Annotated in this window: 20 protein-coding genes and 2 pseudogenes; 14 read left to right on the plus strand and 8 right to left on the minus strand. The window is 65.1% G+C overall.

From position 1 onward, the window contains the following. From G6N73_RS08675 to G6N73_RS08700, 6 genes are all read left to right on the plus strand, one after another. The gene (locus G6N73_RS08675) at window positions 1-591 is read left to right on the plus strand and encodes an NADPH-dependent FMN reductase (RefSeq protein WP_165026146.1); all 591 of its coding nucleotides are present in this window, start codon (window positions 1-3) and stop codon (window positions 589-591) included. Then, window positions 588-1,178, plus strand: coding sequence for a histidine phosphatase family protein (locus G6N73_RS08680; protein ID WP_165026149.1), 591 nt, complete (start codon window positions 588-590; stop codon window positions 1,176-1,178). Before G6N73_RS08675 ends, G6N73_RS08680 begins: the two co-directional genes overlap by 4 nt. Next, window positions 1,175-1,873: an orotidine-5'-phosphate decarboxylase gene (gene pyrF / locus G6N73_RS08685; RefSeq protein ID WP_165026152.1), complete on the plus strand. Its 699-nt coding sequence runs from the start codon at window positions 1,175-1,177 to the stop codon at window positions 1,871-1,873. Before G6N73_RS08680 ends, pyrF begins: the two co-directional genes overlap by 4 nt. A gap of 35 nt (window positions 1,874-1,908) precedes the next feature. After that, window positions 1,909-2,196 carry a DUF1330 domain-containing protein gene (locus G6N73_RS08690; protein ID WP_165026155.1) on the plus strand — a complete coding sequence of 96 codons (288 nt, stop codon included), beginning with the start codon at window positions 1,909-1,911 and terminating at the stop codon, window positions 2,194-2,196. Between the two features lie 214 nt (window positions 2,197-2,410). Further along, window positions 2,411-3,688, plus strand: coding sequence for a polyhydroxyalkanoate depolymerase (locus tag G6N73_RS08695; protein ID WP_165026253.1), 1,278 nt, complete (start codon window positions 2,411-2,413; stop codon window positions 3,686-3,688). Between the two features lie 158 nt (window positions 3,689-3,846). Then, window positions 3,847-4,467, plus strand: coding sequence for a transglutaminase-like cysteine peptidase (locus G6N73_RS08700; RefSeq protein WP_165026158.1), 621 nt, complete (start codon window positions 3,847-3,849; stop codon window positions 4,465-4,467). Between the two features lie 341 nt (window positions 4,468-4,808). On the opposite strand, the gene G6N73_RS08705 is transcribed toward G6N73_RS08700, so the two are convergent. The 5 genes from G6N73_RS08705 to G6N73_RS08725 form a co-directional block, all read right to left on the minus strand. Next, the gene (locus G6N73_RS08705; protein WP_165026161.1) at window positions 4,809-6,341 is read right to left on the minus strand and encodes a YifB family Mg chelatase-like AAA ATPase; all 1,533 of its coding nucleotides are present in this window, start codon (window positions 6,339-6,341) and stop codon (window positions 4,809-4,811) included. 166 nt (window positions 6,342-6,507) lie between these two features. After that, entirely contained in the window at window positions 6,508-7,449 is a 942-nt protein-coding gene (gshB, locus tag G6N73_RS08710; protein WP_165026164.1) for a glutathione synthase, read from the minus strand. Between the two features lie 124 nt (window positions 7,450-7,573). Beyond that, on the minus strand, window positions 7,574-7,933 hold the full coding sequence (locus tag G6N73_RS08715; protein ID WP_165026167.1) for an EamA family transporter: 360 nt from the start codon (window positions 7,931-7,933) through the stop codon (window positions 7,574-7,576). 4 nt (window positions 7,934-7,937) lie between these two features. After that, the gene (locus tag G6N73_RS08720) at window positions 7,938-8,639 is read right to left on the minus strand and encodes a class I SAM-dependent methyltransferase (protein ID WP_165026169.1); all 702 of its coding nucleotides are present in this window, start codon (window positions 8,637-8,639) and stop codon (window positions 7,938-7,940) included. Window positions 8,640-8,662: 23 nt separating this feature from the next. Continuing rightward, window positions 8,663-9,649 carry a glycosyltransferase gene (locus G6N73_RS08725; protein WP_165026171.1) on the minus strand — a complete coding sequence of 329 codons (987 nt, stop codon included), beginning with the start codon at window positions 9,647-9,649 and terminating at the stop codon, window positions 8,663-8,665. Window positions 9,650-9,775: 126 nt separating this feature from the next. Here G6N73_RS08725 and G6N73_RS08730 point away from each other — a divergent pair, with 126 nt between their 5' ends. From G6N73_RS08730 to G6N73_RS08760, 7 genes and pseudogenes are all read left to right on the plus strand, one after another. Then, window positions 9,776-11,596 carry a GtrA family protein gene (locus G6N73_RS08730; protein ID WP_165026173.1) on the plus strand — a complete coding sequence of 607 codons (1,821 nt, stop codon included), beginning with the start codon at window positions 9,776-9,778 and terminating at the stop codon, window positions 11,594-11,596. A 123-nt stretch (window positions 11,597-11,719) separates the two neighbouring features. Then, the gene (locus G6N73_RS08735) at window positions 11,720-13,066 is read left to right on the plus strand and encodes a putative bifunctional diguanylate cyclase/phosphodiesterase (RefSeq protein ID WP_165026176.1); all 1,347 of its coding nucleotides are present in this window, start codon (window positions 11,720-11,722) and stop codon (window positions 13,064-13,066) included. Window positions 13,067-13,150: 84 nt separating this feature from the next. Then, window positions 13,151-13,918, plus strand: a complete 768-nt coding sequence (locus G6N73_RS08740) for an SDR family NAD(P)-dependent oxidoreductase (protein WP_165026178.1) — start codon at window positions 13,151-13,153, stop codon at window positions 13,916-13,918. After that, the gene (locus G6N73_RS08745; RefSeq protein ID WP_165026181.1) at window positions 13,915-14,856 is read left to right on the plus strand and encodes a 2-dehydro-3-deoxygalactonokinase; all 942 of its coding nucleotides are present in this window, start codon (window positions 13,915-13,917) and stop codon (window positions 14,854-14,856) included. Before G6N73_RS08740 ends, G6N73_RS08745 begins: the two co-directional genes overlap by 4 nt. Next, window positions 14,853-15,500 (plus strand): 2-dehydro-3-deoxy-6-phosphogalactonate aldolase, encoded by a 648-nt coding sequence (locus G6N73_RS08750; RefSeq protein WP_165026184.1) that lies wholly within the window; start codon window positions 14,853-14,855, stop codon window positions 15,498-15,500. The genes G6N73_RS08745 and G6N73_RS08750 overlap by 4 nt, the downstream gene beginning before the upstream one ends. Continuing rightward, on the plus strand, window positions 15,493-16,371 hold the full coding sequence (locus G6N73_RS08755) for an SMP-30/gluconolactonase/LRE family protein (RefSeq protein WP_165026186.1): 879 nt from the start codon (window positions 15,493-15,495) through the stop codon (window positions 16,369-16,371). The genes G6N73_RS08750 and G6N73_RS08755 overlap by 8 nt, the downstream gene beginning before the upstream one ends. 319 nt (window positions 16,372-16,690) lie before the next feature. Then, window positions 16,691-17,863, plus strand: a pseudogene (locus tag G6N73_RS08760) (helix-turn-helix domain-containing protein). A gap of 318 nt (window positions 17,864-18,181) precedes the next feature. Here the strand turns inward: G6N73_RS08760 and G6N73_RS08765 are convergent. The 3 genes and pseudogenes from G6N73_RS08765 to mutS form a co-directional block, all read right to left on the minus strand. Next, complete coding sequence (locus G6N73_RS08765) at window positions 18,182-18,538, minus strand: septal ring lytic transglycosylase RlpA family protein (RefSeq protein ID WP_165026189.1); 357 nt, start codon at window positions 18,536-18,538, stop codon at window positions 18,182-18,184. A gap of 282 nt (window positions 18,539-18,820) precedes the next feature. After that, window positions 18,821-19,553: pseudogene (locus tag G6N73_RS08770) on the minus strand (DNA helicase). A gap of 233 nt (window positions 19,554-19,786) precedes the next feature. After that, window positions 19,787-22,435 (minus strand): DNA mismatch repair protein MutS, encoded by a 2,649-nt coding sequence (gene mutS / locus G6N73_RS08775; protein WP_206078756.1) that lies wholly within the window; start codon window positions 22,433-22,435, stop codon window positions 19,787-19,789. A 190-nt stretch (window positions 22,436-22,625) separates the two neighbouring features. Here mutS and G6N73_RS08780 point away from each other — a divergent pair, with 190 nt between their 5' ends. Beyond that, window positions 22,626-24,905 carry an NADP-dependent malic enzyme gene (locus G6N73_RS08780; RefSeq protein ID WP_165026194.1) on the plus strand — a complete coding sequence of 760 codons (2,280 nt, stop codon included), beginning with the start codon at window positions 22,626-22,628 and terminating at the stop codon, window positions 24,903-24,905. Window positions 24,906-24,982 lie beyond the last annotated feature (77 nt).

A 24,982-nucleotide genomic window follows, 5' to 3' on the forward strand; every position in this document is an offset into this window, starting at 1 on the left:
ATGAACCCTAAAATTCTCGTCTTCGCCGGCTCGATCCGCACCGGCGCCTACAGCGGAAAGACCGCCGACGCGGCGACGAAGGAGCTTGCGCTGCAGGGCGCGGAAGTCACCCGCATCTCGCTTGCCGACTATCCCCTGCCGATCATGGACCAGGATCTCGAAGTCGAGAAAGGCGTTCCCGAGAATGCGTTCAAGTTGGCGCGTCTCATCGCCTCCCATGACGGATTGCTGATAGCCAGTCCCGAATACAATTCCTCCATCCCGCCGCTGCTCAAGAACACGATCGATTGGGTCAGCCGGATCCACAAGGATGGCGGGCGGCCGTTCAAGCCCTATGCCGGCAAGATCGCAGCGCTGTGCTCGTCTTCCGACGGCAATTTCGCCGGCGCGCGCGGTCTCTACCATTTGCGTTCGGTGCTGATGAATTGCGGCGTCGAGATCATCACGCCGCAATGCTCGGTCCCGCGCGCGCAGGAAGCCTTCGATGAGCACGGCGAGTTCAAGGACGAGCATCTGCGCCGCAGGATGGAGACCGTCGTGCGAACCCTGATCGAACGGGCGAAAATGATGTCGCTCAGGGCCGACGGGTGATCGGCGTCTATCTCACCCATCCGCAGGTGGCGGTCGACGCGTCGGTTCCCGTCCCGGAATGGGGGTTGTCGGAGACCGGACGTACCCGCCTTCTCGCAATCCGGCAGCGGCCGTGGGTGCGGTCGCTCGCCGGCATCGTCTCAAGCGCCGAGCGCAAGGCGAAGGAAGCGGCGGCAATACTCGCCGAGGCCGCCGGCGTCGATTTCCGGACCGTTGCGGAGATGGGCGAAAACGACCGCTCGGCGACCGGCTACCTGCCGCCCCTCGAATTCGAGAAGGCCGCCGACTGGTTCTTCGCCAATCCGGAACGGAGTTTTCGCGGCTGGGAGCGCGCGGTCGACGCACAGGCCCGCATCGTTGCGGCCTTCGACGCGGCTCTTGAAAGCTGGCCGCCTGATCGGCCAATCGCCTTTGTCGGCCACGGCGGCGTTGGTACGCTGCTGAAGTGCCATCTCGCCGGCATGCCGATTGCGCGCTCGACTGACCAGCCGTCGGGCGGCGGCAATGTCTTCGCATTCCGGCTTTCCGACCGCCGCCTATTATGCGATTGGGCGCCGGTCGAGACCTTCACGGGAGAATTCGGATGACCGGGAACCTGATGCGGGACCGCCTGATCGTCGGCCTCGACGTGCCGACCGTCGCCGAGGCGCGCAAGGTGGTGGAGGAACTCGACGGCGTCGTCTCGTTCTACAAGATCGGCTACCAGCTCGCCTTCGCCGGCGGGCTGGACTTCGCCCGCGAACTGGCGGCCGGCGGCGCGAAGGTGTTCCTCGACATGAAGCTGCTGGATATCGACAACACTGTCGCCAAGGGCGTCGAGAACGTCGCCCGGATGGGCGTTTCCATGCTGACGCTGCATGCCTATCCGAAGGCGATGCGGGCTGCCGTCGAGGCGGCCAAGGGAACCGGCCTCTGCCTGCTCGGGGTCACGGTGCTGACCTCTATGGACGAAGCTGACATGATCGAGGCGGGCTACGAGTACGACCCGCACACTCTGGTGCTTCGTCGCGCCGAACAGGCGCTGGCCGCCGGCATGGGTGGCGTCGTCTGTTCGGCGGGCGAGGCGGCGGCGGTTCGCAAGATCGTCGGCCCGGAGCTTGCGGTGGTCACGCCCGGCATTCGCCCCGCCGGCAGCGACCATGGCGACCAGAAGCGCGTGGTCACGCCGCGCGACGCCATTCGCGCCGGCGCCAGCCATCTCGTCGTCGCCAGGCCGATCGTCGCCTCGGTTGACAGGCGCGCTGCGGCGCGGGCTATTCTCGAGGAGATGGACCGGGGCTGAACCGGTCACGCATCCGATCGAACCGGGAGGACAAAATGCCGAAAGGATACTGGATCGCACGCGTGGATGTCCGCGATCCTGAGGGCTACAAGGGCTATGTCGCGGCCGCGAAACCGGCTTTCGAGCGCTTCGGCGCGGTTTTCCTGGCCCGCGGCGGCGCTCATGAAGCGGCGGAAGGGACGGCGCGGACACGCAACGTCATCATCGAGTTTCCGTCACTGGCGGCCGCCCGCGATTGCTACAATTCGCCGGAATACCAGGCGGCAAAGGCGATCAGGCAGCGATTCGCCGACGGCGAGATCGTGCTGGTTGAAGGCGCGTGAAGCCGTCTTCGGTCCGCTATTTTGCATCGCAAAAGGTGCGGACCGCGCGCGAATCGCGATATCGCGCGGTTTTCAACAGCTTATACGAAAGGATGAGAATAAATAACGCGGCGTGAACTATTGCGCCGCAACAAAAGGTTGTTAACTTCGTTGCCTAATGATCGGAGCCGGTCTCATGCCGGCCGATTCGAAAATCGACGGCGACGGGGTATTGATGTTTTACCAGCTGTACGAGATGAATCACGCGGCCGTGCAGCCCTTCAGGGCCTATGCCGACGCCGTAAAACTCTTCTACACCAATCCGCTCAACCCCCTCTCCCACACGCATTGGGGCCGGTCGGTCGCCGCGACCGCCGAGCTCTTCGAGCGCACCACGCGGCGCTACGGCAAGCCGAGCTTTGGTCTCGCCGAGACGATCGTCGACTGGAAGACCGTTCCGGTGACCGAGAAGATCGTCTGGTCGCGGCCGTTCTGCGATCTGATCCATTTCGAACGCGCGGTCCCTGCCCGCCGCCTGCCCGATCCGAAGCTTCTGATCGTTGCGCCGATGTCCGGCCATTACGCGACGCTGCTGCGCGGCACGGTCGAGGCGATGATGCCGCATGCCGACGTCTACATCACCGACTGGGCCGATGCCCGCATGGTGCCGGTGTCGGAAGGCCGCTTCGATCTAGACGATTACATCGACTACATTATCGACATGCTGCACGCGCTCGGCCCGGACACCCACGTCATGGCCGTCTGCCAGCCTTCGGTGCCGGTGCTCGCCGCCGCGGCGATCATGGAGGCGCGCGGCGACCGCCATGCTCCCTCGACGATGACGCTGATGGGCGGACCGGTCGACACGCGCCGCAACCCGACCGCCGTCAACATCCTCGCCGAGGAAAAGGGCGTCGACTGGTTCCGCGAAAACGCCATCATGCAAGTGCCGTGGCCGGTTCCGGGCTTCACCCGCGAGGTCTATCCCGGCTTTCTGCAGCTTTCCGGCTTCATGAGCATGAACCTCGACCGCCACATCACGGCGCACAAGGACTTCTTCATGCACCTCGTCAAGAACGATGGCGACAGCGCCGAGAAGCACCGCGACTTCTATGACGAATATCTCGCGGTCATGGACCTGACGGCCGAATTCTACCTGCAGACCGTCGACACCGTGTTCGTCCGCCACGCCCTGCCCAAGGGCGAGATGACGCATCGCGACGTACCGGTCGATCCGGCCGCCATCCGCAATGTGGCGCTGCTGACGATCGAGGGAGAAAACGACGACATATCGGGCATCGGCCAGACCAGGGCCGCGCACGACCTCTGCGTCAACATTCCGGCCGACATGCGCGCCCACTACATCCAGCCGGCGGTCGGGCATTACGGCGTCTTCAACGGCTCGCGCTTCCGCGCCGAGATCGTTCCGCGCATCGCAGATTTCATAACCAGCTACGGGCGCGAGAACCGAGCGCCTGCGCGGCCGCGCCTCGTGCGGGCGGCCAAGGCCTGAGCCTCGGCGGGTATGAATCGGCGCGCTCCTTCTGTTGCAAATTCGTCGCGCTCGCCGCGCAACGGTAACCATCCGGATGATCAGCCGGCTGCATGAATTGACATATCCCGCAAATCGCCCTTAACCTTTCATTAATAAAAAAAGCGGGGCAAACGGGCATGGACTCCAGTGCAAGGGCGCGGCGCGCAACTCTGTGCGCCGGAATATTCTCGGTGGCGGCGATGATCGCCTGGTCAGCAAGTCCTGCGCTTGCCGCGGCGCCCATGTTGACCGGCGGCCTGACTTCACAGCCGATCGGCCACTACGAATTCTGCAAGGTGCAGCCAGCCGAATGCGCCATCCGGACGCGCGATCTTGGCCCGGAAACGATGACCGGGGCTCTCTGGAAAATTCTGCTGGACGTCAATGTCGCGGTCAATCGCGCCATCCGCCCGATGAATGATTTCGACATTTACGGCAAGGACGAGGTCTGGGCTTATCCGAACGGCGTCGGCGACTGCGAGGACTATGTGCTCGAGAAGCGTCGCTCCCTGAAGGCGCGGGGACTTTCGCTTTCGAACCTGCTCATCACAGTCGTGCGCAAAGCCGACGGTGAAGGCCACGCCATCCTGACCGTGCGCACCGACAAGGGCGATTTCGTCCTCGACAACCTCTCCAATGTCGTGCGCCAGTGGGACAATACCGGCTACCGCTTCCTGAAGCGGCAGGCGAGCGACCACACCGGACGCTGGGTCAGCATCCGTGAAGGCCAGGCTCCGCTGGTCGGTTCGGTGCAGTAGCGCTCCACTTAGCAAGCCGGCCATCTGGTCCTACGTACGGCAGTCGTTCTGCCGGGCCACAGCGCCTGGAGGCGCGGGCGGCTTGCTGTTCGGAACCTGCCAGAAAACGCGATCCCAAAAGTCGTCGGCTTTGGATAAGACTGCCATTTGCCAGACCGGCGTCCATGCCGACTTCAGCGGATGGATCAGCCGCTGAGATTGGATTCGGCTATCCCTGAACCAATCCGGTCTTCGGGAATGTGCGCCGGTAGTCCTCCTTGCGCCCTCACTCTTTGGCCTTACCTCAGTCGCTTGCCCAAAACCCTCCGCCCTCCATCCGTCCGCAGCCTTGGCCGCCTCCCTCACGCCGCCTGAGCCAACCTTTCGCCCGCGATCCGGTAGGAGATCGCCTCCGCCAGATGGATGCGGCCGACGGTCTCGCTGGCGTCGAGGTCGGCGAGCGTCCGCGCGACCTTCAGCACGCGATGGTAGGCGCGGGCGGAGAAGCCGAGTTTCTCGCTGGCGTCGCGCAGCAGCGCCAGGCCATGCGCGTCGGGCACGGCGATCTCCTCGATCGTCGCGGTGGCGCAATGTGCGTTGGTGGTCGGCGCCTGCGGTCCGAGCCGCGCGAATCGCTCCTGCTGGATGGCGCGCGCCATCGCCACGCGCGCCGCGACCGCTTCGCTCGCCTCGGCTCTCGCCGGCCGGATCAGGTCGGACGCCGATACGGCCGGCACCTCGATGCGCAGATCGATACGGTCGAGCAGCGGGCCGGATATGCGCGCCTGATAATCGGACTGGCAGCGCGGCCCGCGCGCGCAGCGATAGCCGGGCTCGCCGGCCATGCCGCAGCGGCACGGGTTCATCGCCGCGATGAGCTGAATGCGCGCCGGATACGTGACGCGGTGATTGGCGCGCGCGATCATGCATTCGCCGGCCTCGATCGGCTGGCGCAGCGAATCCAGCACCTGCGGCGAGAACTCCGGAAATTCGTCGAGGAACAACACGCCATTATGCGCCAGCGAAACCTCGCCGGGCCGGACGCGCAGTCCGCCGCCGACCATCGCGGCCATCGAAGCGGAATGGTGCGGCGCGCGGAATGGCCGCCGGTCGGTGAGCTTGCCGCCGCTGAGTTCCCCGGCGATCGAGGCGATCATCGACACTTCCAGCAGTTCGCGCGGGCTGAGCGGCGGCAGGATCGATGGCAGGCGCTGTGCCAGCATCGATTTGCCGGAACCGGGCGGTCCCACCATCAGGAGATTGTGGCCTCCGGCCGCCGCGACCTCCAGCGCCCGCTTGGCGGTTTCCTGGCCCTTTATGTCGGCGAGGTCCGGCAGGTCGCGGGCGGGTGCGTGCACGCTCGCCACCGGCCGCGTCAGCACCTGCGTGCCGCGGAAATGATTGGCGATGGCGATCAGGCTGCGCGGCGCGAGAATGTCTATCTCGGCGCCGGCCCAGGCGGCTTCCGGTCCGGATGCCGCCGGGCAGATCAGCCCCTTGCCGTCGGCATTGGCGCCGATTGCCGCCGGCAGCGCGCCCGACACCGCCGTGATCGTCCCGTCCAGCGACAATTCGCCGAGTACGACATAGCCCGCCAGCGCGTCGCCCGGTATCGCGCCAAGCGCCGCCATCAGGCCGAGCGCGATCGGCAGGTCGTAATGGCTGCCCTCCTTGGGCAGGTCGGCCGGCGCCAGATTGACGGTCACCTTCTTCGAAGGCATCGAAAGGCCGGACGCATGCAGTGCCGCCTGCACCCGCTCGCGGCTCTCGGCCACCGCTTTGTCCGGCAGCCCGACAATGTGCATGTTGACCTTGCCCGGGGCGATCATGACCTGGACGTCGACCGGAACGGCCTCGATGCCCTGAAACGCGACAGTGCGTACGCGCGAAACCATGCCGTCCCCCGAGCCCCTTGCCGCGCGCCCCGCGCAGCCTGATCCTAACTGACCCTGCGTCAGACAATCACAGATTTCAGCTCAAAGCAAGAACAAGTCAGGAACAAAATAAACGCACCGGCTGCATCTCGATTGCAGCCGGTTGTGGCCGCGGGAACATGCCGCCCTAGCGCCGCTTGTCCTCGACCACGTCCCAGAACAGCGCTGCTATGTCGGCGCCGCCAAACCGCTTCACCTCGCGTATTCCGGTCGGCGAGGTTACGTTGATCTCGGTCATGTAGTCGCCGATCACGTCGATGCCGACGAGGATGAAGCCGCGCTCCTTGAGCGAAGGCCCGATGCGGGCGCAGATCTCGCGTTCGCGTTTCGTCAGTTCGGTTTTCTCTGCGCGCCCGCCGACATGCATGTTGGATCGCGAATCGTGCTCGGCCGGCACGCGGTTGATCGCGCCCACCGCCTCGCCGTCGACCAGGATGATACGCTTGTCGCCGGCGCGCACCTCCTTCAGGTAGCGCTGCACGATGAAGGGCTCGCGGAACATCTGCGCGAACATTTCAAGCAGCGAGGCGAGGTTGCGGTCGGCCTCGTGCAGATGGAAGATGCCCGCGCCGCCATTGCCGTAGAGCGGCTTGACGATGATGTCGCCATGCATCTTGCGAAAGTCGTCCACCTCGCGCGGATCCTTGGTGATCAGCGTTTCCGGCATCAGGTCGGGAAATTCGGTGACGAATATCTTTTCCGGGCTGTTGCGCACCCAGGCCGGGTCGTTGACCACCAGCGTCTTCGGATGGATGCGCTCCAGAATATGCGTCGTCGTAATGTAGTTCATGTCGAAGGGCGGGTCCTGGCGAAGCAGGATGACGTCCATTTCCGAAAGGTCGGTGCGCACGGCTTCGCCCAGCGTGAAATGATTGCCCTTTTCGTCGCGGACCTGAAGCTCCTCGATGCGGGCGAATACCCGGCCGCCGGCCATCGACAGCCGATCGGGCGTATAGTGGAACAGCCGGTGGCCGCGCAGCTGCGCTTCCAACGCCAGCGCAAAGCTCGTATCGCCGCCAATCGACACGGTCGAGATGTGGTCCATCTGCAGGGCGATGCTAAGGCTCATGCATATCTCCGGCGTGCACTACGGGCTTGGCCCGCTCGCGCGCAGATGACGCGCCGCGCCTAGGCCTGTCAAGCGTTCGCCTGGGCGCCTCGGATAGGAAATGGCTTGTCGCAATGGCCGAAGTTCAAGCGTTGACAACCAGCAGGCCGGCGATGATGAGGCCCGCCCCGATAGCATATCGCAGGCTCAGCGTTTCGCCGAGCAGAAACCAGGCAAGCAGCGGCACGGCGCAGAAAGTCAAGGCCATGAACGGATAGGCGACCGTCAGCGGCACTGATTTGAGTACATAAACCCAGACGATAGTGCCAATTCCGTAAATGGCGAAGGCGGCAATCAGATATGGATCGACAAGCACGGCAAGCAGCCCAGCGGCGTCCGTTCCGCCAGCGCGCGCGCTCGTCAGCTTGAACAGGATTTGCCCAGCCGAAATCAGCAATGGCGTAAACACCAACCCGGCGAGAACCGGGAGCGGCAGCCCGTTCACGGCGTCAGGCCTCCGGCCGGTCTTCGGAGTAGAAGATATCCCGGCCGATATCGATGCAGAGGTGTTTTTGCGGCACCGGGTGCGCGGCGCGCAGGAACGAATGGGTGTAGGGGAAGAAATTGAAGTGCGGATTGAAGCTGTAGCGGTATTCGCGCTCGCGCGGCACCACGATGATCAGCCGCTTGCGCGCGATGCGGCGCAGTTCCGCGATCGCCTGGCGATATTCCAGGACATGCTCGATGACGTGGGTGCAGATCACCGTGTCGAAGGCGCCATCCTCGAACGGCAGATTCTCGATCTTGGCCGAGAAATATTCGACACCGTCGATTCTTGCAGCATCGTCGACGACGAAATCGACTCCGACAAATCGACACTTACCGCCGCGTGCCTGCCGAATGCGTTTCAAGAGCACACCCGTCCCGCAACCGACATCACAAACCGAATCGCCCACAGTGCTGGCTATGATCTCGCTGATGCAGGCCTCGGAATTGTCGGTACCTTCATGAACCCTCGGATGATCGCGATACAGCGTTTCGTATTCCTCGGCGCTCAGAAATGGCGCCCGTTCGCGGAACGCGGCAAGCCGGGTGATGTGTTCGCCCCAGGCGAGTTTCGCGACTGTCCGGAACAGGCTTGAATCGCGCAGGACCGGCGGCAGGATGTCCTCAAGGACGAAGCGGATGCGGTTGGTCGTTTCTCGGTTCAAGATCAGGTCCTCGGGGCGTCGGGTTATGCGGCCTTATGGTGGTCGATGCGCGGGGGGCGAATGCCATTGTCACGGCGGCCGGAGGGCATGCTGAGGTAAAAGATCCGCTTCTGCTCTGCCCTCCCTCGCGAAACCGAATCGAGCACCAGGCCGGTTACCACCATCAGCATCGAAAGCAGCAGCAGTCCGACCGACAGCACCCAGGTGGGGATGCGCGGCACAAGGCCGGTCTCTAAAAACTCGATCAGGACGGGAACTCCGAGTACGGTGCTGGCTATCAGGAACAGCGCCGCGACTGTCCCGAAGAAGCGAAGCGGCTGCGTCTCCTTCATCAGCAACGCAAACATCAGAAGGATTTTTGCGCCATCCCGGCAAGTCGAAAGTTTCGACGTCGACCCCTCGGGCCGGCGGCCGTAGTCGAGCGCAATTTCACTCACAGGCAATTTGAGCTGCGATGCGTGAACCGACATCTCCGTCTCGATCTCGAATCCGCCGGAGACTGCCGGGAAGCTCTTGACGAAGCGCCGGGTGAAGGCACGGTAGCCCGAAAAGATGTCAGTGAAATCACGGCCGAACAGGCGCTTGTAGAGTCCGTTGAAAATCCGGTTGCCGGCCGCATGGCCGGCTCGGCCTGCGTTGTCGGTGACGCCGCGTCGCGTTCCGACCACCATGTCAGCCCGTTCCGTCATCAGAGTGTTGATAAGCAGCGGCGCGTCCTCCGGCGCGTAGGTGCCGTCGCCATCAGCCATCAGATAGATATCGGCCTCGATGTCGGCGAACATGCGCCGCACGACATTGCCTTTGCCCTGGCGCGATTCGCGTACGACCGTTGCGCCCGCCGCTCGGGCTTTCAGGGCAGTCAGGTCGCTGGAATTATTGTCGTAGACATAAAGCGCCGCCCCTGGAAGCGCGTCGCGAAAGCGCTTCACAACGTCGCCAATAGTCTGTTCCTCGTTGTGACAGGGAAGCAGCACTGCGATCGCAAAATCGTCCTCTACGCTGAGCGGCATATGTGTCTCCGGTGGCGCGCTCGGCAGTCCGCATGGAACGGGCCCCGGCTTCCCTGATCGATTCACTATTTGTTGAAGCCGTTAAAGCTAGGTTTAAGAGCCGACAAAACAGCGGGAAATCAGTGAATGTTGACCGAAATGACTGTAGTCACACCCGGAGCCGGCCGGGCGCCGCGCCCGAAAACCGAAATCGGCCTGGCCGTCATCGCCACCATCGCGATGCTCGCGCTCCAGGCGATCGGCGGTTTTGAGACACTTGATAACCTTCGCGGCGACAATGACAGCCTGATGCGCCTTGTCGAAGTCCGCGACATGATCGGTGGACAGGGCTGGTTCGATCTCAATCAATACCGCATGGGACCCGAAGGCGGCTTCGCCATGCACTGGTCGCGGCTGGTGGATGCGCCCATCGCGGCGATCATGCTTGCCGCATCTCCCTTGGTCGGCGGCATGGCGGCGGCCGAAACCGTCGCGCTGATCCTGTGGCCGGCGCTGCTTTTCTGCCTCACCCTGTTTTTCATCGTGCGGACCGCGCGCATTTTCGGCGACGAACCGGCCGTTCTGCCTGCCGTCGTCATCGGCGCGGCCGCCCTCCACTTCATCGGCATCTTCGCGCCCGGCGCGCTCGACCATCACAGTGTCCAACTGATGCTGTCGTCGGCAAGCCTGTGCCTGCTGGTTGAAGCGCCCGGAAAACGGCCGGCGGCGGTGCTTTCCGGCGCCTGCGCCGCCCTGATGCTGGCGGTTGGCATGGAAACCGCGCCCTACGTTGCCGTGATCGGCCTCTGCGTGGCCGGACTGTTCCTGCTCGGCGGCAAGGGCGATGCGGAAGTCGCCAGAAATTTCGGACTGGGCTTTGCCGGCATCGTGGTGCTGGCGTTCCTCGTCACGGTTCCGGCGTCCGGCTGGGCTGTTGCGCAGTGCGACGCCTTTTCGGTCGTGCAGTTCGCGGTCGCGGCTCTCGCCGGACTCGGTCTGGCCAGCATCGCATCGGTCGATGCCGCAAGCCGGACGCGTGCCCGGCGGCTAATGGCGCTGGCTCTGCTTGGCGGGGCGGTCGGCGCGGTCATCCTTCTGATGTTCCCGCAATGCATCGCCGATCCCTATTCGATGCTCGATGAAAGGCTGCGCAAGGACTGGCTCGATCACGTATCCGAAGCCAAGTCGCTATTCACGCTGATCGCTTCCGAGCCCGGCGCGGTCATCGCACGCTACACGACGCCGCTTATCGGCCTTGTCTGGATGGCGGTTTCGTTTCGCGGCAGGCCTTGGCGCCGGCCGGACATTCTCGTCGGCGCGGTTCTCGCCGCCGCCTTCGCGGTCAGCGTCTGGCAGGTGCGGGGCTCGACATTCTCCATCGCTTTCGCAGTCATTCCGCTGTCGGCCTGGATAGCAACCTGGCGCCAGCGGGCGGTGGCGAGCCCGTCGGGCTGGGTCTCGGCAAAAATGATCGCCGTGTGGCTCGTTTCGCTGAATGCGAGCTGGACCGGCGCGGCCGCCGCAGCCAGCGTCGCCTTCGAACGCAATGCACCGGACGCGGCAGAGGGGTCGGCCGACGGCGATTGCGAAGGCCGCCAGGATTATGCGGCGCTGGCCCGATTGCCGGAAGCAACGGTTCTTGCGATCTCCAATCTCGGCTCGCCGATTTTGGCCTACAGCGGACACCGCTCGCTTTCCGGCCCCTATCACCGCAATGTCGAGGGCTTCAGGTTGGCTCTCGATGCGCACACAGGTTCTGCCGACGATGCGAGGTCGATCATCGAGCGCCACCGCATCGGCTTGGTCGCGGTGTGTCCGGCCAATGCTGAAAGCCTGTTCCTTAAACAGCGCGCGCCCGAGGGATTTCTGGCGATGCTCATCGATGGCGCTGCGCCGGATTGGCTGGAATTGGTCGACGCTACCGCCGACCAGCCGCTCCGGCTTTACCGGGTGCGAGCCCGGGACTGAGCCCGCCCTGACCTTGCGTCAGCGCAAAGCCGGCATTTGCCAGCAAAACGCGATTGCCCGGGATACGTTTCCTAAACGGTTTGCTGCCATGGTCGCGGCACATTGTAAAAGCCAGGAATACAGATGAAGCCGCCGTTCGGCCTCGGCCAGACCAGAGACAGCTCCGATCTCGCCTTCACCGATCCGCTGACCGGTCTCGGCAATGATCGCCGATTCTTCGACAAGGTCGACCGCCTGATCAGCGACCGCGCCGAGGATCCCGCGCCCTTCACTGTCGGCATTCTCGACCTCGACGGCTTCAAGCCGATCAACGATCTTTTCGGCCGCAAGGCGGGCGACGACATTCTCGTTCAGGTCGCCATGCGGCTGCGCGCTTCCATGGACGGCCACTCCGCCGTGACCCGCATAGGCGCCGACGAATTCGCCTTCCTCTATCCCATGGTGTTTTCGGAAGACGCCGCCGCCGAAAAGGCGAAGATGCTGATCGAGATACTCTCGGCGCCCTACGATGTCGGCGAGCGCACCGCGAGGCTGTCCGCGTCGGTCGGCTGTTCGCTGTTTTCCTCCGGCGACGAGACGACGGAAGTGCTGGTCAACAAGGCCGAGACCGCGCTTTACCACGCCAAGCGCTCGGGCCGCGGCCGCGTCGTCGTCTACACGCGCGAGATGGAGGAAGCGGCCAAGCGCGTGACCCGCATCGAGCAGGCGCTGCGCCGCGCCGTCTCGGCCGGCGAGGTCGAACCGCATTTCCAGCCGATCGTCGACCTGAAAGACCGCCGCACCATCGGCTTCGAGACGCTGGCGCGCTGGACCGACCGCGACCTCGGCTTCGTTTCGCCGGCTGTGTTCATCCCCATCGCGGAGGAGCGCGGCATTATCGGGCCGCTGTCGCAACTCGTGCTGCGCAAGGCGACGGAAGCCGCCCGCAACTGGCCGAGCGACCTTTTCCTGTCGTTCAACCTGTCGCCCTCGCAGCTCGTCGACCAGAATACCGGCCTGCACATACTGGCGATCCTGGACCGGACCGGCTTCGACCCGCGCCGCCTCGAGATCGAGATCACCGAGACCGGTCTGATGACCGATCCGGCTTCGGCGGAGAAGATCGTCGACGACCTGCGCCGATGCGGCATCCGGGTGTCGCTCGACGATTTCGGCACGGGGCAGTCCTCGCTCGGACGCCTGCGCGAATTCCATTTCGACAAGCTCAAGATCGACCGCGCCTTCGTCTCGTCCATCCTCGACGACCGGCCGTCCGAGCACATCATCCGCGCCATCCTGGCCATGTGCGAGGGCCTCGGCATGGAGGTGGTCGCCGAGGGCATCGAGGAGGAGGCGCAGGCCGACCGGTTGGTCGAATTCGGCTGTGGCGGCGGGCAGGGCTATTTCTTCGGCAAGCCGGTCGACGCCGAAGCGACGCTCGGCTACCTGCGCGATTCCTTCCGCGGCGCGCTCCGCGCCAAGGCGATCTAGCTCCCCGCGATAGACGGCATCGCCGCCTTGAACGGGCTTGCGTTTCTGCTAAACCAGCGTGCGCAGCGCACGGAGCAGATCGCCATGATGCCATCGGCCAGATTTCCCGACCTCGAGGGCGCATCGGTCCTCATCACCGGCGGCGGATCGGGCATAGGCGCCGCACTCACCGAAGGCTTCGCGCTGCAGGGCTGCAAGGTCGCCTTCATCGACATCGCCGAGGCGGCGAGCGAAGCGCTGTGCGACGCGGTCGAGAAAAGCGCCGGCGCGCGGCCGCTGTTCCTGAATTGCGACCTGCGCGACATCGAGGCGCTGCGCGCCGTCGTGGCCCGCGCGGCAGCCGCGCATGGCCCGGCGACGGTGCTGATCAACAACGCCGCTTTCGACCAGCGCCATGCCGTCGAGGATGTCACTCCCGAATTTTGGGATGATAACCAAGCGATCAATCTGCGCCCGCATTTCTTCACCGCCCAGGCGGTCGCGCCGGGCATGAAGGCGGCCGGCCGCGGCTCCATCATCAATTTCACCTCGACCTCCTTCCTCATCAACCATCCCGACATGCCGTCCTACACGGCGGCCAAGGCAGGAATCATCGGGTTGACCAAGGGCCTTGCCGGAAAGCTCGGCCCGGACGGCATTCGCGTCAATGCGATCGCGCCGGGCTGGGTGATCACCGAGCGCCAGCGCGCCCTCTGGGTGACCGACGAGGCGCTTTCGGCGCATGTCGCCAAGCAGTGCATCCGCGAGGTGATGAAGCCCGAGGACATGGTCGGCCCCTGCCTTTTCCTGGCCTCAGACGCCTCTCTGAAGCTGACGGCGCAGACGATGATCGTCGATGGTGGCTACCTGTGAGCGCCCGCGTCGTCGCCGTCGATTGGGGAACATCGCGCCTGCGCATCTGGCTGCTCGACCAGGACGGCAGCGTTCTCGCCGAACGCCGCAGCGACGAGGGCATGCTCGCCGCGCGGCCAGACGGCTTTGGACGCATCCTCGAAGGACATCTCGACGCGCTCGGCGCGCCGGTCGACCTGCCGGCGATCATCTGCGGCATGGCGGGCTCGCGCCAGGGCTGGGTCGAAGCGCCCTATGTCGCCGTCCCCGCCTCCATGCAGGGCATTTTCGCAGGCGCAGCTCCCATTCCCGGTTCGCGTCGCGACATCCGCATCCTGCCGGGCGTCGCCCAGCGCGATCCGGCATCGCCCGACGTCATGCGCGGCGAGGAAACCCAGCTTGCCGGCATCGCCAGCCTGCTCGGCTCGGACAGCCACATTGTCTGCATGCCGGGCACACATTCCAAATGGGTGGAGATCGCTGACGGCTCCATCGCCGGCTTCGCCACCTACATGACCGGCGAGCTGTTCTCCGTGCTGGCCGGCCATTCGATCCTCAGCCACTCGCTCGGCGCGGAATCGCATGCCGTCTCCGCAACGGACCCGCTCTTCCGGCGCTGGTGCCAGGACAGCCTATCCGATCCGGGCGATGTCAGCGCCCGCCTGTTCCGGATCCGCGCCTCGACGCTGCTGCTCGACCTAAAACCCGGCCAGGCGGCGGCCGCATTGTCCGGCCTGCTGATAGGGGCGGAAGTCGCCTCGGCGTCCCGCCGTTTCGCCAAGTCCGGAGCACCGGTCGTCCTGGTCGCGTCGGGAGCCCTGCGCCCGCTCTACGAGGCAGCATTTGGCCTTGCTGGCCTCGAGTTCCATCCCGTCGAGGCTGACGAGGCGGTGCGCGCCGGCCTCTTCGCCGCGGCGCGCCATCTCGGCATGGGCGAGCCTGCGGGAGCGACGGCATGACCGCATCCACCCCCTTTCCAAAGCTCGCCCACGGCCTGGTGGCGATCCTGCGCGGCCTGCGCCCCGAAGAGGCTGTCGACATGGCCACGGCTATTTACGAGGCGGGCATCGAGGCGATCGAGGTGCCGCTCAACTCGCCCGACCCGTTCACGTCGATCGAACGCATCGTCGCCGCACTTCCGTCCTCGGCGCTGCTCGGGGCCGGCACAGTTTTGACCGCCGAGCACGTGGACAGGCTCGCCGCTGCCGGCGGCAGGCTTCTGGTCAGCCCCAATATCGATGCCGCTGTCATGCATCGCGCCGCCCACCACGGCCTGGTCACCATGCCCGGCGTGTTCACTCCCAGCGAGGCCTTCCAGGCGATCCGCCTCGGCGCATCGGCGCTGAAATTCTTCCCGGCCAGCGCTCTCGGCCCAAAGGGCATCGCCGCCATCATGGCGGTGTTGCCGCCCGATGCGGTTATCGGCGCGGTCGGCGGCGTCTCGGATAAGGACTTCGCCGACTATGCGAAGATCGGCGTGCGCACATTCGGTCTCGGCTCCAGTCTGTTTGCGCCCGGCATGAGCGCGGCGGCTGTGCGCGAACGCGCCGTGGCCGCGGTAAGCGCCTGGCGCGCCGCCTTCGGGCCGTCCTCCCATGGCTGAGCCCGCCGTCTCGATCTTCTCGGATGTCGCCTGCGAACTCGGCGAGGGGCCGTCCTACGATCCCGATAGCGGCAAGCTGTTCTGGTTCGACATTGTCGGCCGCAAGCTCATGGAGAAAGCGTTCCCGGACGGCGCCACCATCGCGCATGACCTGCCGTTCATGGCGAGCGCCATCGCCTTCGTCGACGCCGACCGGCAATTGCTGGTCGCCGAGAACGGGCTTTATCTGCGCGACGTCAGGACCGCCGCGCTGACGCTCCACACGCCGCTCGAAGCCGACAATCCGCTGACGCGCTCCAACGATTCGCGGGTGCATCCTTCCGGCGCCATGTGGATCGGCACCATGCCCAAGGACGAGGGTTCCAAAGCCGGGGCGATCTACTGGTTCCGCGCCGGCGAGATCCGCCTGCTCTATTCAGACATCGCGATCCCCAATTCGATCTGCTTTTCGCCGGACGGCGCCACCGCCTATTTCACCGACACGCCTTCCGGTTTGCTCCTTCGGGTCGCCTGCGATCCGCTGACCGGCATGCCGTCCGGCGAGCCTGCCGTCTTTCTCGATTGGCGCGGCCAGGAAGGCTGGATCGACGGCTCGGTGGTCGACGCCGACGGCGTGCTGTGGAATGCGCGCTGGGGCGCCGGCTCCGTCGACGCCTGGTCGCCCGAGGGCAGGCGTCTGCGGTCGATCTCGATTCCGGCCAGCCAGTCCTCCTGCCCGGCTTTCGCCGGCCCCGATGCGGCGCGTCTGGTCGTCACCTCGGCATGGAAGGGCATGGATGCCGAGGTGCGCCGCGCCGACCCGCATGCCGGCAAGACCTTCCTTATCGATTTGCCGGTGCGCGGCCGCTTCGAGCCGAAAGTGTCGATCTGAAACAACATGGGCCGGCCGCGACTGGTGCTGATCTACGAACCGGAAGCGTCCTGCCGCACGCGGCTTCTCTGAGCGGCAGGCGCTGAAGATTTCATCCTATCTGGCCGCTCGCAATGGCGGTTCGGCCTTGCCGGTGCGATGCCCGAAACCGCGGCGAACAGACTGGTGCGATAGCCAATCCCGCTTGTGCTGCCCCTCACCCTTACCCTCTCCCCGTAAGGACGGGGAGAGGGGACATCGTGTCCGAACCGGATAGATAGGTAACGGAATGGACCGGATAGATAGGTGACAGTTTTCTTGTCCGCCGGGAGGACCGGCGATGGGACGGCGAGAGACTGGCGTCATGGACGAGCGGCTTTTGTTTGTTGCGGCATGTCTTGAGGACGAGGAGACAATGACGGGACTGTGCGCGGCGCACGGGATATCGCGCAAGACGGGCTACAAGTGGCTTGGGCGCTACCGTGAGCTGGGTCCTGAGGGTCTGCGTGATCTGCCGCGGGCACCGCTGGTGCATGGGCGGGCAACGCCGGCGGCGGTTGTCGATCGGATCGTGGCGGAGAAGGAGGCACATCCGCAGTGGGGGCCCAAGAAGATTGTGGCGCGGCTTTCGCGACAGGAGCTAGCGACGGCCTGGCCGTCGGCCTCGACGGCGGGCGCGATCCTTGCGCGGCGGGGCTTGGTGGGGCGGCGGCGTGCCCGCTGGAAGGGGGCCGGCAACGGACCCTGGCCTGAGCCGGAGGCGCCGAACGCGGTGTGGACGGGCGATCACAAGGGCTGGTTCCGCACCCGCGACGGCTGGCGCTGCGAGCCGCTGACGGTGATGGACGCCAGGAGCCGCTATCTTCTGGCGCTGGAGGCGACCGGCTCGACCGGGGAGGCGGAGGCTTGGCCGGTGTTCGAGCGGCTGTTTGGCGAGCACGGCCTGCCGGAGCGCATCAGGAGCGACAACGGTCCGCCCTTCGCAGCGGCCGGCGTCACCGGGCTGACGCCGCTGTCGCTGCGTTTCGTGCGGCTGGGGATTGCGCTGGAGCGCATCGACCCGGGCAAGCCGCAGCAGAACGGAAAGCATGCTGCCGCTGGCAAAAGCGCCGGCGCTCGACCGGGCGGCGCAGGCCGAAGCCTTCGAGGCGTTCCGCCGCGACTACAGCCGCACGAAGCGCTGGGCATGGACACGCCGGCCGAGCACTACCGGCCCTCGACGCGGCCAATGCCGGCCAGCGCGCCCGAGCCCGACTATCTGGCCGAGGCGGCGGTGCGCAAGGTGCGCCACAACGGCGCCGTCAAATGGCGGGGCGGCGAGATCTACGTCGCGGCGACGCTGGCCGGCGAGCCGGTCGCCATTGAGGAGACCGAGGCCGGCGAATGGGCGATGCGCTTCTACGCTCATCGCCTCGGCTTCATCGACGAAAAGCACGGCAGGCTGGTCCGCAAAACCGCCTTGCAACCCCGACCAGCCGCCGGTTTTGCGGACCAACAAGGGGGAAAACTGTAACCTATGTATCCGGTCCAATTTGTAACCCATCCATCGGCTGGACAATCGGCGTTGATGCAAATCGCCTGTGCTGGAGACTGGCATCGGCGATGACGCCCCCTCTCCCCGTTTTTCACGGGGAGAGGGTAAGGGTGAGGGGCAGCGCCGACCTCAAAACTGAGAGAGGGCGAATATCGAGGAGGCCGCTTTGCCCAAGCAGCGCCTGCGGCGATTGGATTCAGGTCAGGCCGAGTCGAAAGTGTGGATTTCGAGAACCGGAGCGCAACGTACGTTCAAGTACGTGAGCGCAGAAAGCCGGAGGCCGGCCTCACCTGAATCTTACTGCCGATCCAAACAGATCGACGTATGACCGGACTTGATGAAGCCGAGCTTCTGCGCGGCGCCTTTGGAAACGTCGATCACCCGGCCTTTGATGAAGGGGCCGCGATCGTTGATGCGGACCACGACGCTTTTGCCGTTCCTCTTGTTGGTGACCTTGACCTTGGTGCCGAAAGGCAGGCTGCGGTGGGCAGCGGTCATGGCGGATGGATTCATGCGCTCGCCCGACGCGGTCTTGGAATGGAGTGCGTACCAGGACGCGCGGCCGCACTGCGCCGATGCCGAACCCGTGGAAGCGGCGAGCATCAGCCCGGCCGCCAGCGTTGCCGCGGCGGTCGCGGCCCTTGTCGTAATCATTATGTCGGTTGCCCCGTTAGTAGATGATCGGGGCAGCTAGCAGCCAAAATGGGGCAGCAAATGCGGCAGGTTCCTGTTTGTTCCATGACAAAGGAACACGTTTGGAGTCCGGGCGAAACAATAAGTCAGAGATGATCGAGCGTACCGAGCGGCGATCAGGCAGCATAACGACATGTTTGTTGCTGGTTCCCGCTATGGCCCAGCTACTTATACATTGCAGATGAAAGAACGTGTCGCGGGCGACCGATGCCGCCCGCGAGTTGTTGGATCTTGCTGGATTCGTTAGCTCGCCGCTTGGAACCGAACCTCGCCATTGTTCAGGAAGCACGTCTTGTTGAACAGCGCCAGATCCAGTTGAACAGCGCCAGATCCAGCGGGTTTGGCAACCGCACGTCGCTGATATCGGGACACGGCTTCGTCGACGGATCGTATGACCGATCGATCTGGGAAATAAAGACGAGGATCACCCCCCTCTCCCGGGCAAACGACTTCGCTTGCGAACCTGAGCATTCAATTCCGGGTTTTCACGCTTCTGATCGAGCAGCTGCAGGTAGTCTATGACCACCAGCGTGCCGCGAGGCGCCGGTTCCATCGAGTTTACGATATAGTCGGCGCTTATGACGTCGGAATTGTCGAATTCGAACAGCCCGCCGAAATGTGCCGGTTCTGCCCCGATGGAACGAAAGCGATCCAGGACGTCTTTTTCGGTGTATTCAAGTGTGAAAAAGACACTTCGGCAGCCGGATTTCATTGCCTCCACGGCCAGTTGGAGGCTCATCAAGGTCTTGCCCTGGGCCGGCCGTGCCCCGACCAGCACCAGATCTCCGGGACTGAGCCTCGCAAACAATTCCCGGACGGGCGCGGTCGCTGACATGTTGGCTGCGAGCAAACTCCAACTGCTGAATCCTTCCTTGGCCGCAATCCGGTCGAGCGCCTCGTGAAGTCGAATGTTTTCTTCGCGGGATAGAAGTTTGGCTTTGCGTTTCAAATGATAAACAGGCGCAGACAGCTTCATCGAAAAACCTCCTGGTGCGAGCAGTTTTCGCAATCCCTCCTTATGCTTGGTGCTCGAACAGTCGGTTCGACAATCAGGCGGCCCCGCATGAATTATGCTTTCCCGACGGAGGAGGGTGGCGTGGGCTGCGCCGAATCAAAGCATAGCCCAATTCCTGCCGATGAAAAATTGGCTGCGGTCCAACTTCCAGTGGAGAGCCGCGCTGCCCGACGAGCACCATGACCGCCCAGCGGCTACTTCCCCGCCATTTCCTTCAGCCGGTACAGCGCTTCCAGCGCCTCGCGCGGGGTGAGTTCGTCGGGATTGATCGCCGACAGCGCGGCGCCCAGCGCGTCGGTCTTGGCCGGCTTCGGCTCCTCGCGCTTCACCACCGCCGAAAACAGCGGCAGATCGTCGACGAGGCGGTCGGCTTTGCCGGATGTTTCGCCGGCTTCGAGCTGGTGCAGCACATCCCGCGCCCTTTGCACCACCGCGTCGGGCAGGCCGGCGAGCCGCGCCACCTGCACGCCGTAGGAGCGGTCGGCCGCGCCCTTGGCGACCTCGTGCAGGAAGACCACGTCGCCCTCCCATTCCTTGACGCGCATGGTGACGTTGTGCAGCCGTTCCAGCTTGCCGGCGAGCGCCGTCATCTCGTGGAAATGCGTGGCGAAGATCGCCCGGCAGCAATTCTTCTCGTGCAGATATTCGACTGCGGCCCAGGCGATCGACAGGCCGTCGAAGGTCGCCGTGCCGCGGCCGATCTCGTCGAGTATGACCAGCGCCCGCTCGCCCGCCTGGTTCAGGATCGCCGCCGTCTCGACCATCTCGACCATGAAGGTCGAGCGCCCGCGCGCCAGATCGTCCGACGCTCCGACGCGCGAAAAAAGCCGGTCGACCACGCCGATCCGCGCCGATTTAGCGGGCACGAAGGAGCCGGTCTGGGCAAGGATGGCGATCAGCGCGTTCTGGCGCAGGAAGGTCGACTTGCCGCCCATATTCGGGCCGGTCAGAAGCCAGATCGCACCGTGCCTGCCGCCCTGCTCCGGCGAAAGATCGCAATCATTCGCCACGAACGGCGCGCCGGCCATGCGCCGCAACGCCTGCTCGACCACCGGATGGCGGCCGCCGGAAATCTCGAAGGCGAGGCTGTCGTCGACCACGGGCCGCCGCCACGCCTCGGCGCTGGCAAGCACCGCAAGGGCTGCCGAAACGTCGAGCACCGCAAGCGCCGTCGCGCCGGAGCGGATGGCGTCGGCATGGCCGACCGCCTCGGCGGTCAGCGCATCGAATACGCTAAGCTCGATCGCCAGCGCCCGGTCGGCGGCGTTGGCGATCTTGGTCTCCATCTCCGCCAGTTCGGTGGTGGTGAAGCGCATGGCGTTCGCCATGGTCTGGCGGTGGATGAAGCGCGCCTTGGCCGCGTCCGACCCCATCATCAGCGCCTGGTGGTTGGCGGTCACTTCGATGTAATAGCCGAGCACATTGTTGTGCCGGATTTTCAGCGAGCGGATGCCGGTTTCCTCGATCAGCTCGCGCTCCATCGCCGCGATCACCTTGCGGGCCTCGTCTCGTAGCGCCCGCATCTCGTCGAGCTCGGCGTTGTAGCCGGCGCGGACAAAACCGCCGTCGCGCCTGAGCAGCGGCAGCTCGTCGGCAAGTGCGGCGCCGAGATGATCGGCAAAGCGTATCGGCAGCGCCGAGATGGCGTCCAGCGCCGCCTTCAGTTCCGCCGGCAGTTCGGCATCGGCAAACAGCGTCCGGAGCGCAAGTGCGGCCTCGAAGCCGGAGCGCAACGCGCCGAGATCGCGCGGCCCGCCGCGGTTGAGCGCCAGCCTGGTCAGCGCGCGCGGCATGTCGGCTGCCTCTTTCAGAGCCGCGCGGAGGCCCTGGCATAACCTAGATTCGGAGGCGAAGAACGCCACTGAATCAAGCCGCGCATTGATCGCCTTCGGGTCGGTCAGCGGCGACATCAGCCGGTCGGCCAGGAGCCGCGCGCCGGCCCCGGTGACCGTACGGTCGACGGCCTTGATCAGCGAGCCGTCCCGCCCGCCCGACATGGTGCGCAGCAGTTCGAGATTGGCCCTGGTCGCCGGATCGATGAACAGCGTCGAGCCGGCCTGCTCGCGCTCCGGCCGCGACAGCGGCGGCCGCTCCGCCTTCTGCGTCTTCTCGACATAAGCGACGACGCCCGAGATCGCCGACAGTTCTGCGCGGGAAAACGTGCCGAAACTGTCCGGCGTGGCGACGCCGTAGAAGCGGGCGATGCGGCCGGGAGCCGAAGCCGAATCGAACAGGCTCGGCGGCTGCGGGCTCGCCATCCGGCCGATCATGTCGAACAGCGGCTTCAGTTCTTCGTCGTGGAACACCGGCTCGGCCACGATGAGCTCGCGCGGATCGACCCGGAAAATGTCGGCGGCGAGCGCTTCGGCATTCGTCTCGGCGACGCGGAACACGCCCGTCGACAGCTCGATCCACGCGAGCGCATAGGAGCTTTCGGAGCCCCCCTTCACGCGGCCCAGCGCCATCAGGAAATTGGATTCCGAAGGCGCCAGCAGCCGGTCCTCGGTGATGGTGCCGGGCGTGACCAGGCGGATCACGTCGCGCTTCACCACCGATTTTGAGCCGCGCTTCTTCGCCTCGGCCGGATCCTCGATCTGCTCGCAAACGGCGACGCGATGGCCGAGCCCGATCAGCTTCTGCAAATAATCGTCGGCGGCATGCACCGGCACGCCGCACATCGGAATGTCGTGGCCCTGGTGCTTGCCGCGCTTGGTGAGCACGATGCCCAGCGCCCGGCTGGCGATCTCGGCGTCCTCGAAGAACAGCTCGTAGAAATCGCCCATGCGGTAGAACAGCAGGCAATCCGGGTTGGCCGCCTTGATCTCGATGAACTGCTCCATCATCGGCGTCGCCGCGCCGACTGCTGCCGGCGCGCTGCCCTCGATGCGTATCGGCGTTTCGTCGTTCACCGTGTCCCCGAAAAAAGAAGCTTCCCCCTGCTTGGCGCTTTACGGCGGCGAAGTGTAGCCTTAATCCCGAACGCTCCACAAAAAGAAACGAAAATACCCCAGGGGAAGGGAACGGCTCGAAATCATGGCCAAGAAAACCGAAAACGCCGGCCCGTCCGTCAGCGCGCAGGAGGCGCTGGAGTTCCACGCCTCGGGCCGCCCCGGCAAGCTGGAGATCAACCCGACCAAGCCGATGGCCACGCAGCGCGACCTGTCGCTCGCCTATTCGCCGGGCGTCGCCGTGCCGGTCAAGGCGATCGCCGAGGATCCCTCCCGCGCCTTCGACTACACCACGCGCGGCAACATGGTCGCCGTCATTACCAACGGCACCGCGATCCTGGGCCTCGGCAATCTCGGCGCGCTCGCCGCCAAGCCGGTCATGGAAGGCAAGGCGGCGCTGTTCAAGCGCTTCGCCGACATCGACGCCATCGACCTTGAGGTCGACACCGAGAATGTCGACGAGTTCATCAACTGCGTGCGCTATCTCGGCCCCTCCTTCGGCGGCATCAACCTCGAGGACATCAGGGCGCCCGACTGCTTCATCATCGAGAGCCGCCTGCGCGAACTGATGGACATACCGGTCTTCCATGACGACCAGCACGGCACCGCCATCATCTCGGCCGCCGGCCTCATCAACGCGCTGCACCTCACCGGCCGCGACATGAAGACCGCCAAGCTCGTCTGCAACGGCGCCGGTTCGGCCGGCATCGCCTGCATCGAGCTCATCAAATCCATGGGCTTCTCGCCGGAAAACGTCATCCTCTGCGACACCAAGGGCGTCGTTTACCAGGGCCGCGAGGAAGGCATGAACCAGTGGAAGTCGGCGCATGCCGTAAAGACCGACGCCCGCACGCTGGCCGAAGCCCTCGACGGCGCCGACATCATCTTCGGCCTGTCCGCCAAGGGCGCGCTGACGCCGGCCATGATCCAGTCCATGGCCAAGAACCCGATCATCTTCGCCATGGCCAATCCCGATCCCGAGATCACGCCGGAGGAAGTCGCCGAGATCCGCACCGACGCCATCATGGCGACCGGCCGCTCCGACTATCCCAACCAGGTCAACAACGTTCTCGGCTTCCCCTACATTTTCCGCGGCGCGCTCGATGTCCGCGCCACCACCATCAACGACGCCATGAAGGTCGCGGCCGCGCAGGCGCTGGCCGATCTCGCCCGCCAGGACGTGCCCGACGACGTCGCCGCCGCCTATCAGGGCAACCGCCCGAAATTCGGGCCGAACTACATCATCCCGGTGCCGTTCGACCCGCGCCTGATCTCGGCCATTCCGGTCGCCGTCGCCCGCGCCGCCATGGATTCCGGCGTCGCCCGCCGGCCCATCCTCGATCTCGACAAATACGCGCAGGAGCTTTCCGCCCGCCGCGATCCGATCGCCTCGACCCTGCAGCGCATCTACGACCGCGTGCGCCGCCAGCCCAAGCGCGTCGTCTTCGCCGAGGGCGAGGAGGAGCAGGTCATGCGCGCCGCCGTCTCCTACGCCAACCAGCGGCTGGGCGCCGCCATCCTGGTCGGCCGCGAGGATCGCATCAAGGAGACCGCCAGCCATGCCGGCGTCGATCTAGACCGGCCGGGCATCGAGATCATCAACGCCCGCCTGTCGCGGCGCAACGCCATCTATGCCGACTATCTCTACGAGCGCATGCAGCGCAAAGGCTTCCTGTTCCGCGACTGCCAGCGGCTGATCAACAACGACCGCAACCATTTCGCAGCCTGCATGCTGGCGCTGGGCGACGCCGACGCGGTGGTCACCGGCGTCACCCGCAACTATTCGACCGCGCTCGACGATGTCCGCCGCGTCATCGAGGCCAAGCCTGGCCACCGCGTCATCGGCGTGTCGATCGCGCTCTGCCGCGGCCGCACCGTCATCGTCGCCGACACCGCCGTCCACGACATGCCCAATTCCGAGCAGATGGCCGACATCGCCGAGGAGGCGGCGGGCTTCGCGCGCCGCATGGGCTACGAGCCGCGCGTGGCCATGCTCGCCTATTCGACCTTCGGCCATCCCGCCGGCGAGCGTTCTGCGCGCGTACAAGAGGCTGTTCAAATCCTCGATAAAAGACGCGTCGATTTCGAGTATGACGGCGAAATGGCGGCCGACGTCGCGCTCAACGCCAAGGCGATGCAGCAATATCCGTTCTGCCGCCTGTCGGGCCCGGCCAACGTCCTCATCATGCCGGCCTTCCACTCGGCCTCGATCTCGACAAAAATGCTTCAGGAGCTCGGCGGCTCGATGGTCATCGGCCCGCTTCTGGTGGGGCTCAACAAGCCGGTGCAGATCGTCAGCCTCAACGCCAAGGACAGCGACATCGTCAACATGGCCGCGATCGCAGCGTATTCGGCGGGGGCTTGAGGTTCCTATCTTCCCCCTTGCGGGGAAGAAATAGCCGAGTTGCCGCGCCCGAAGGGCGCTGGCGAGGCTTAAGTGTT

The organism is Allomesorhizobium camelthorni (assembly GCF_011045125.1).
GTDB lineage: Bacteria > Pseudomonadota > Alphaproteobacteria > Rhizobiales > Rhizobiaceae > Allomesorhizobium > Allomesorhizobium camelthorni.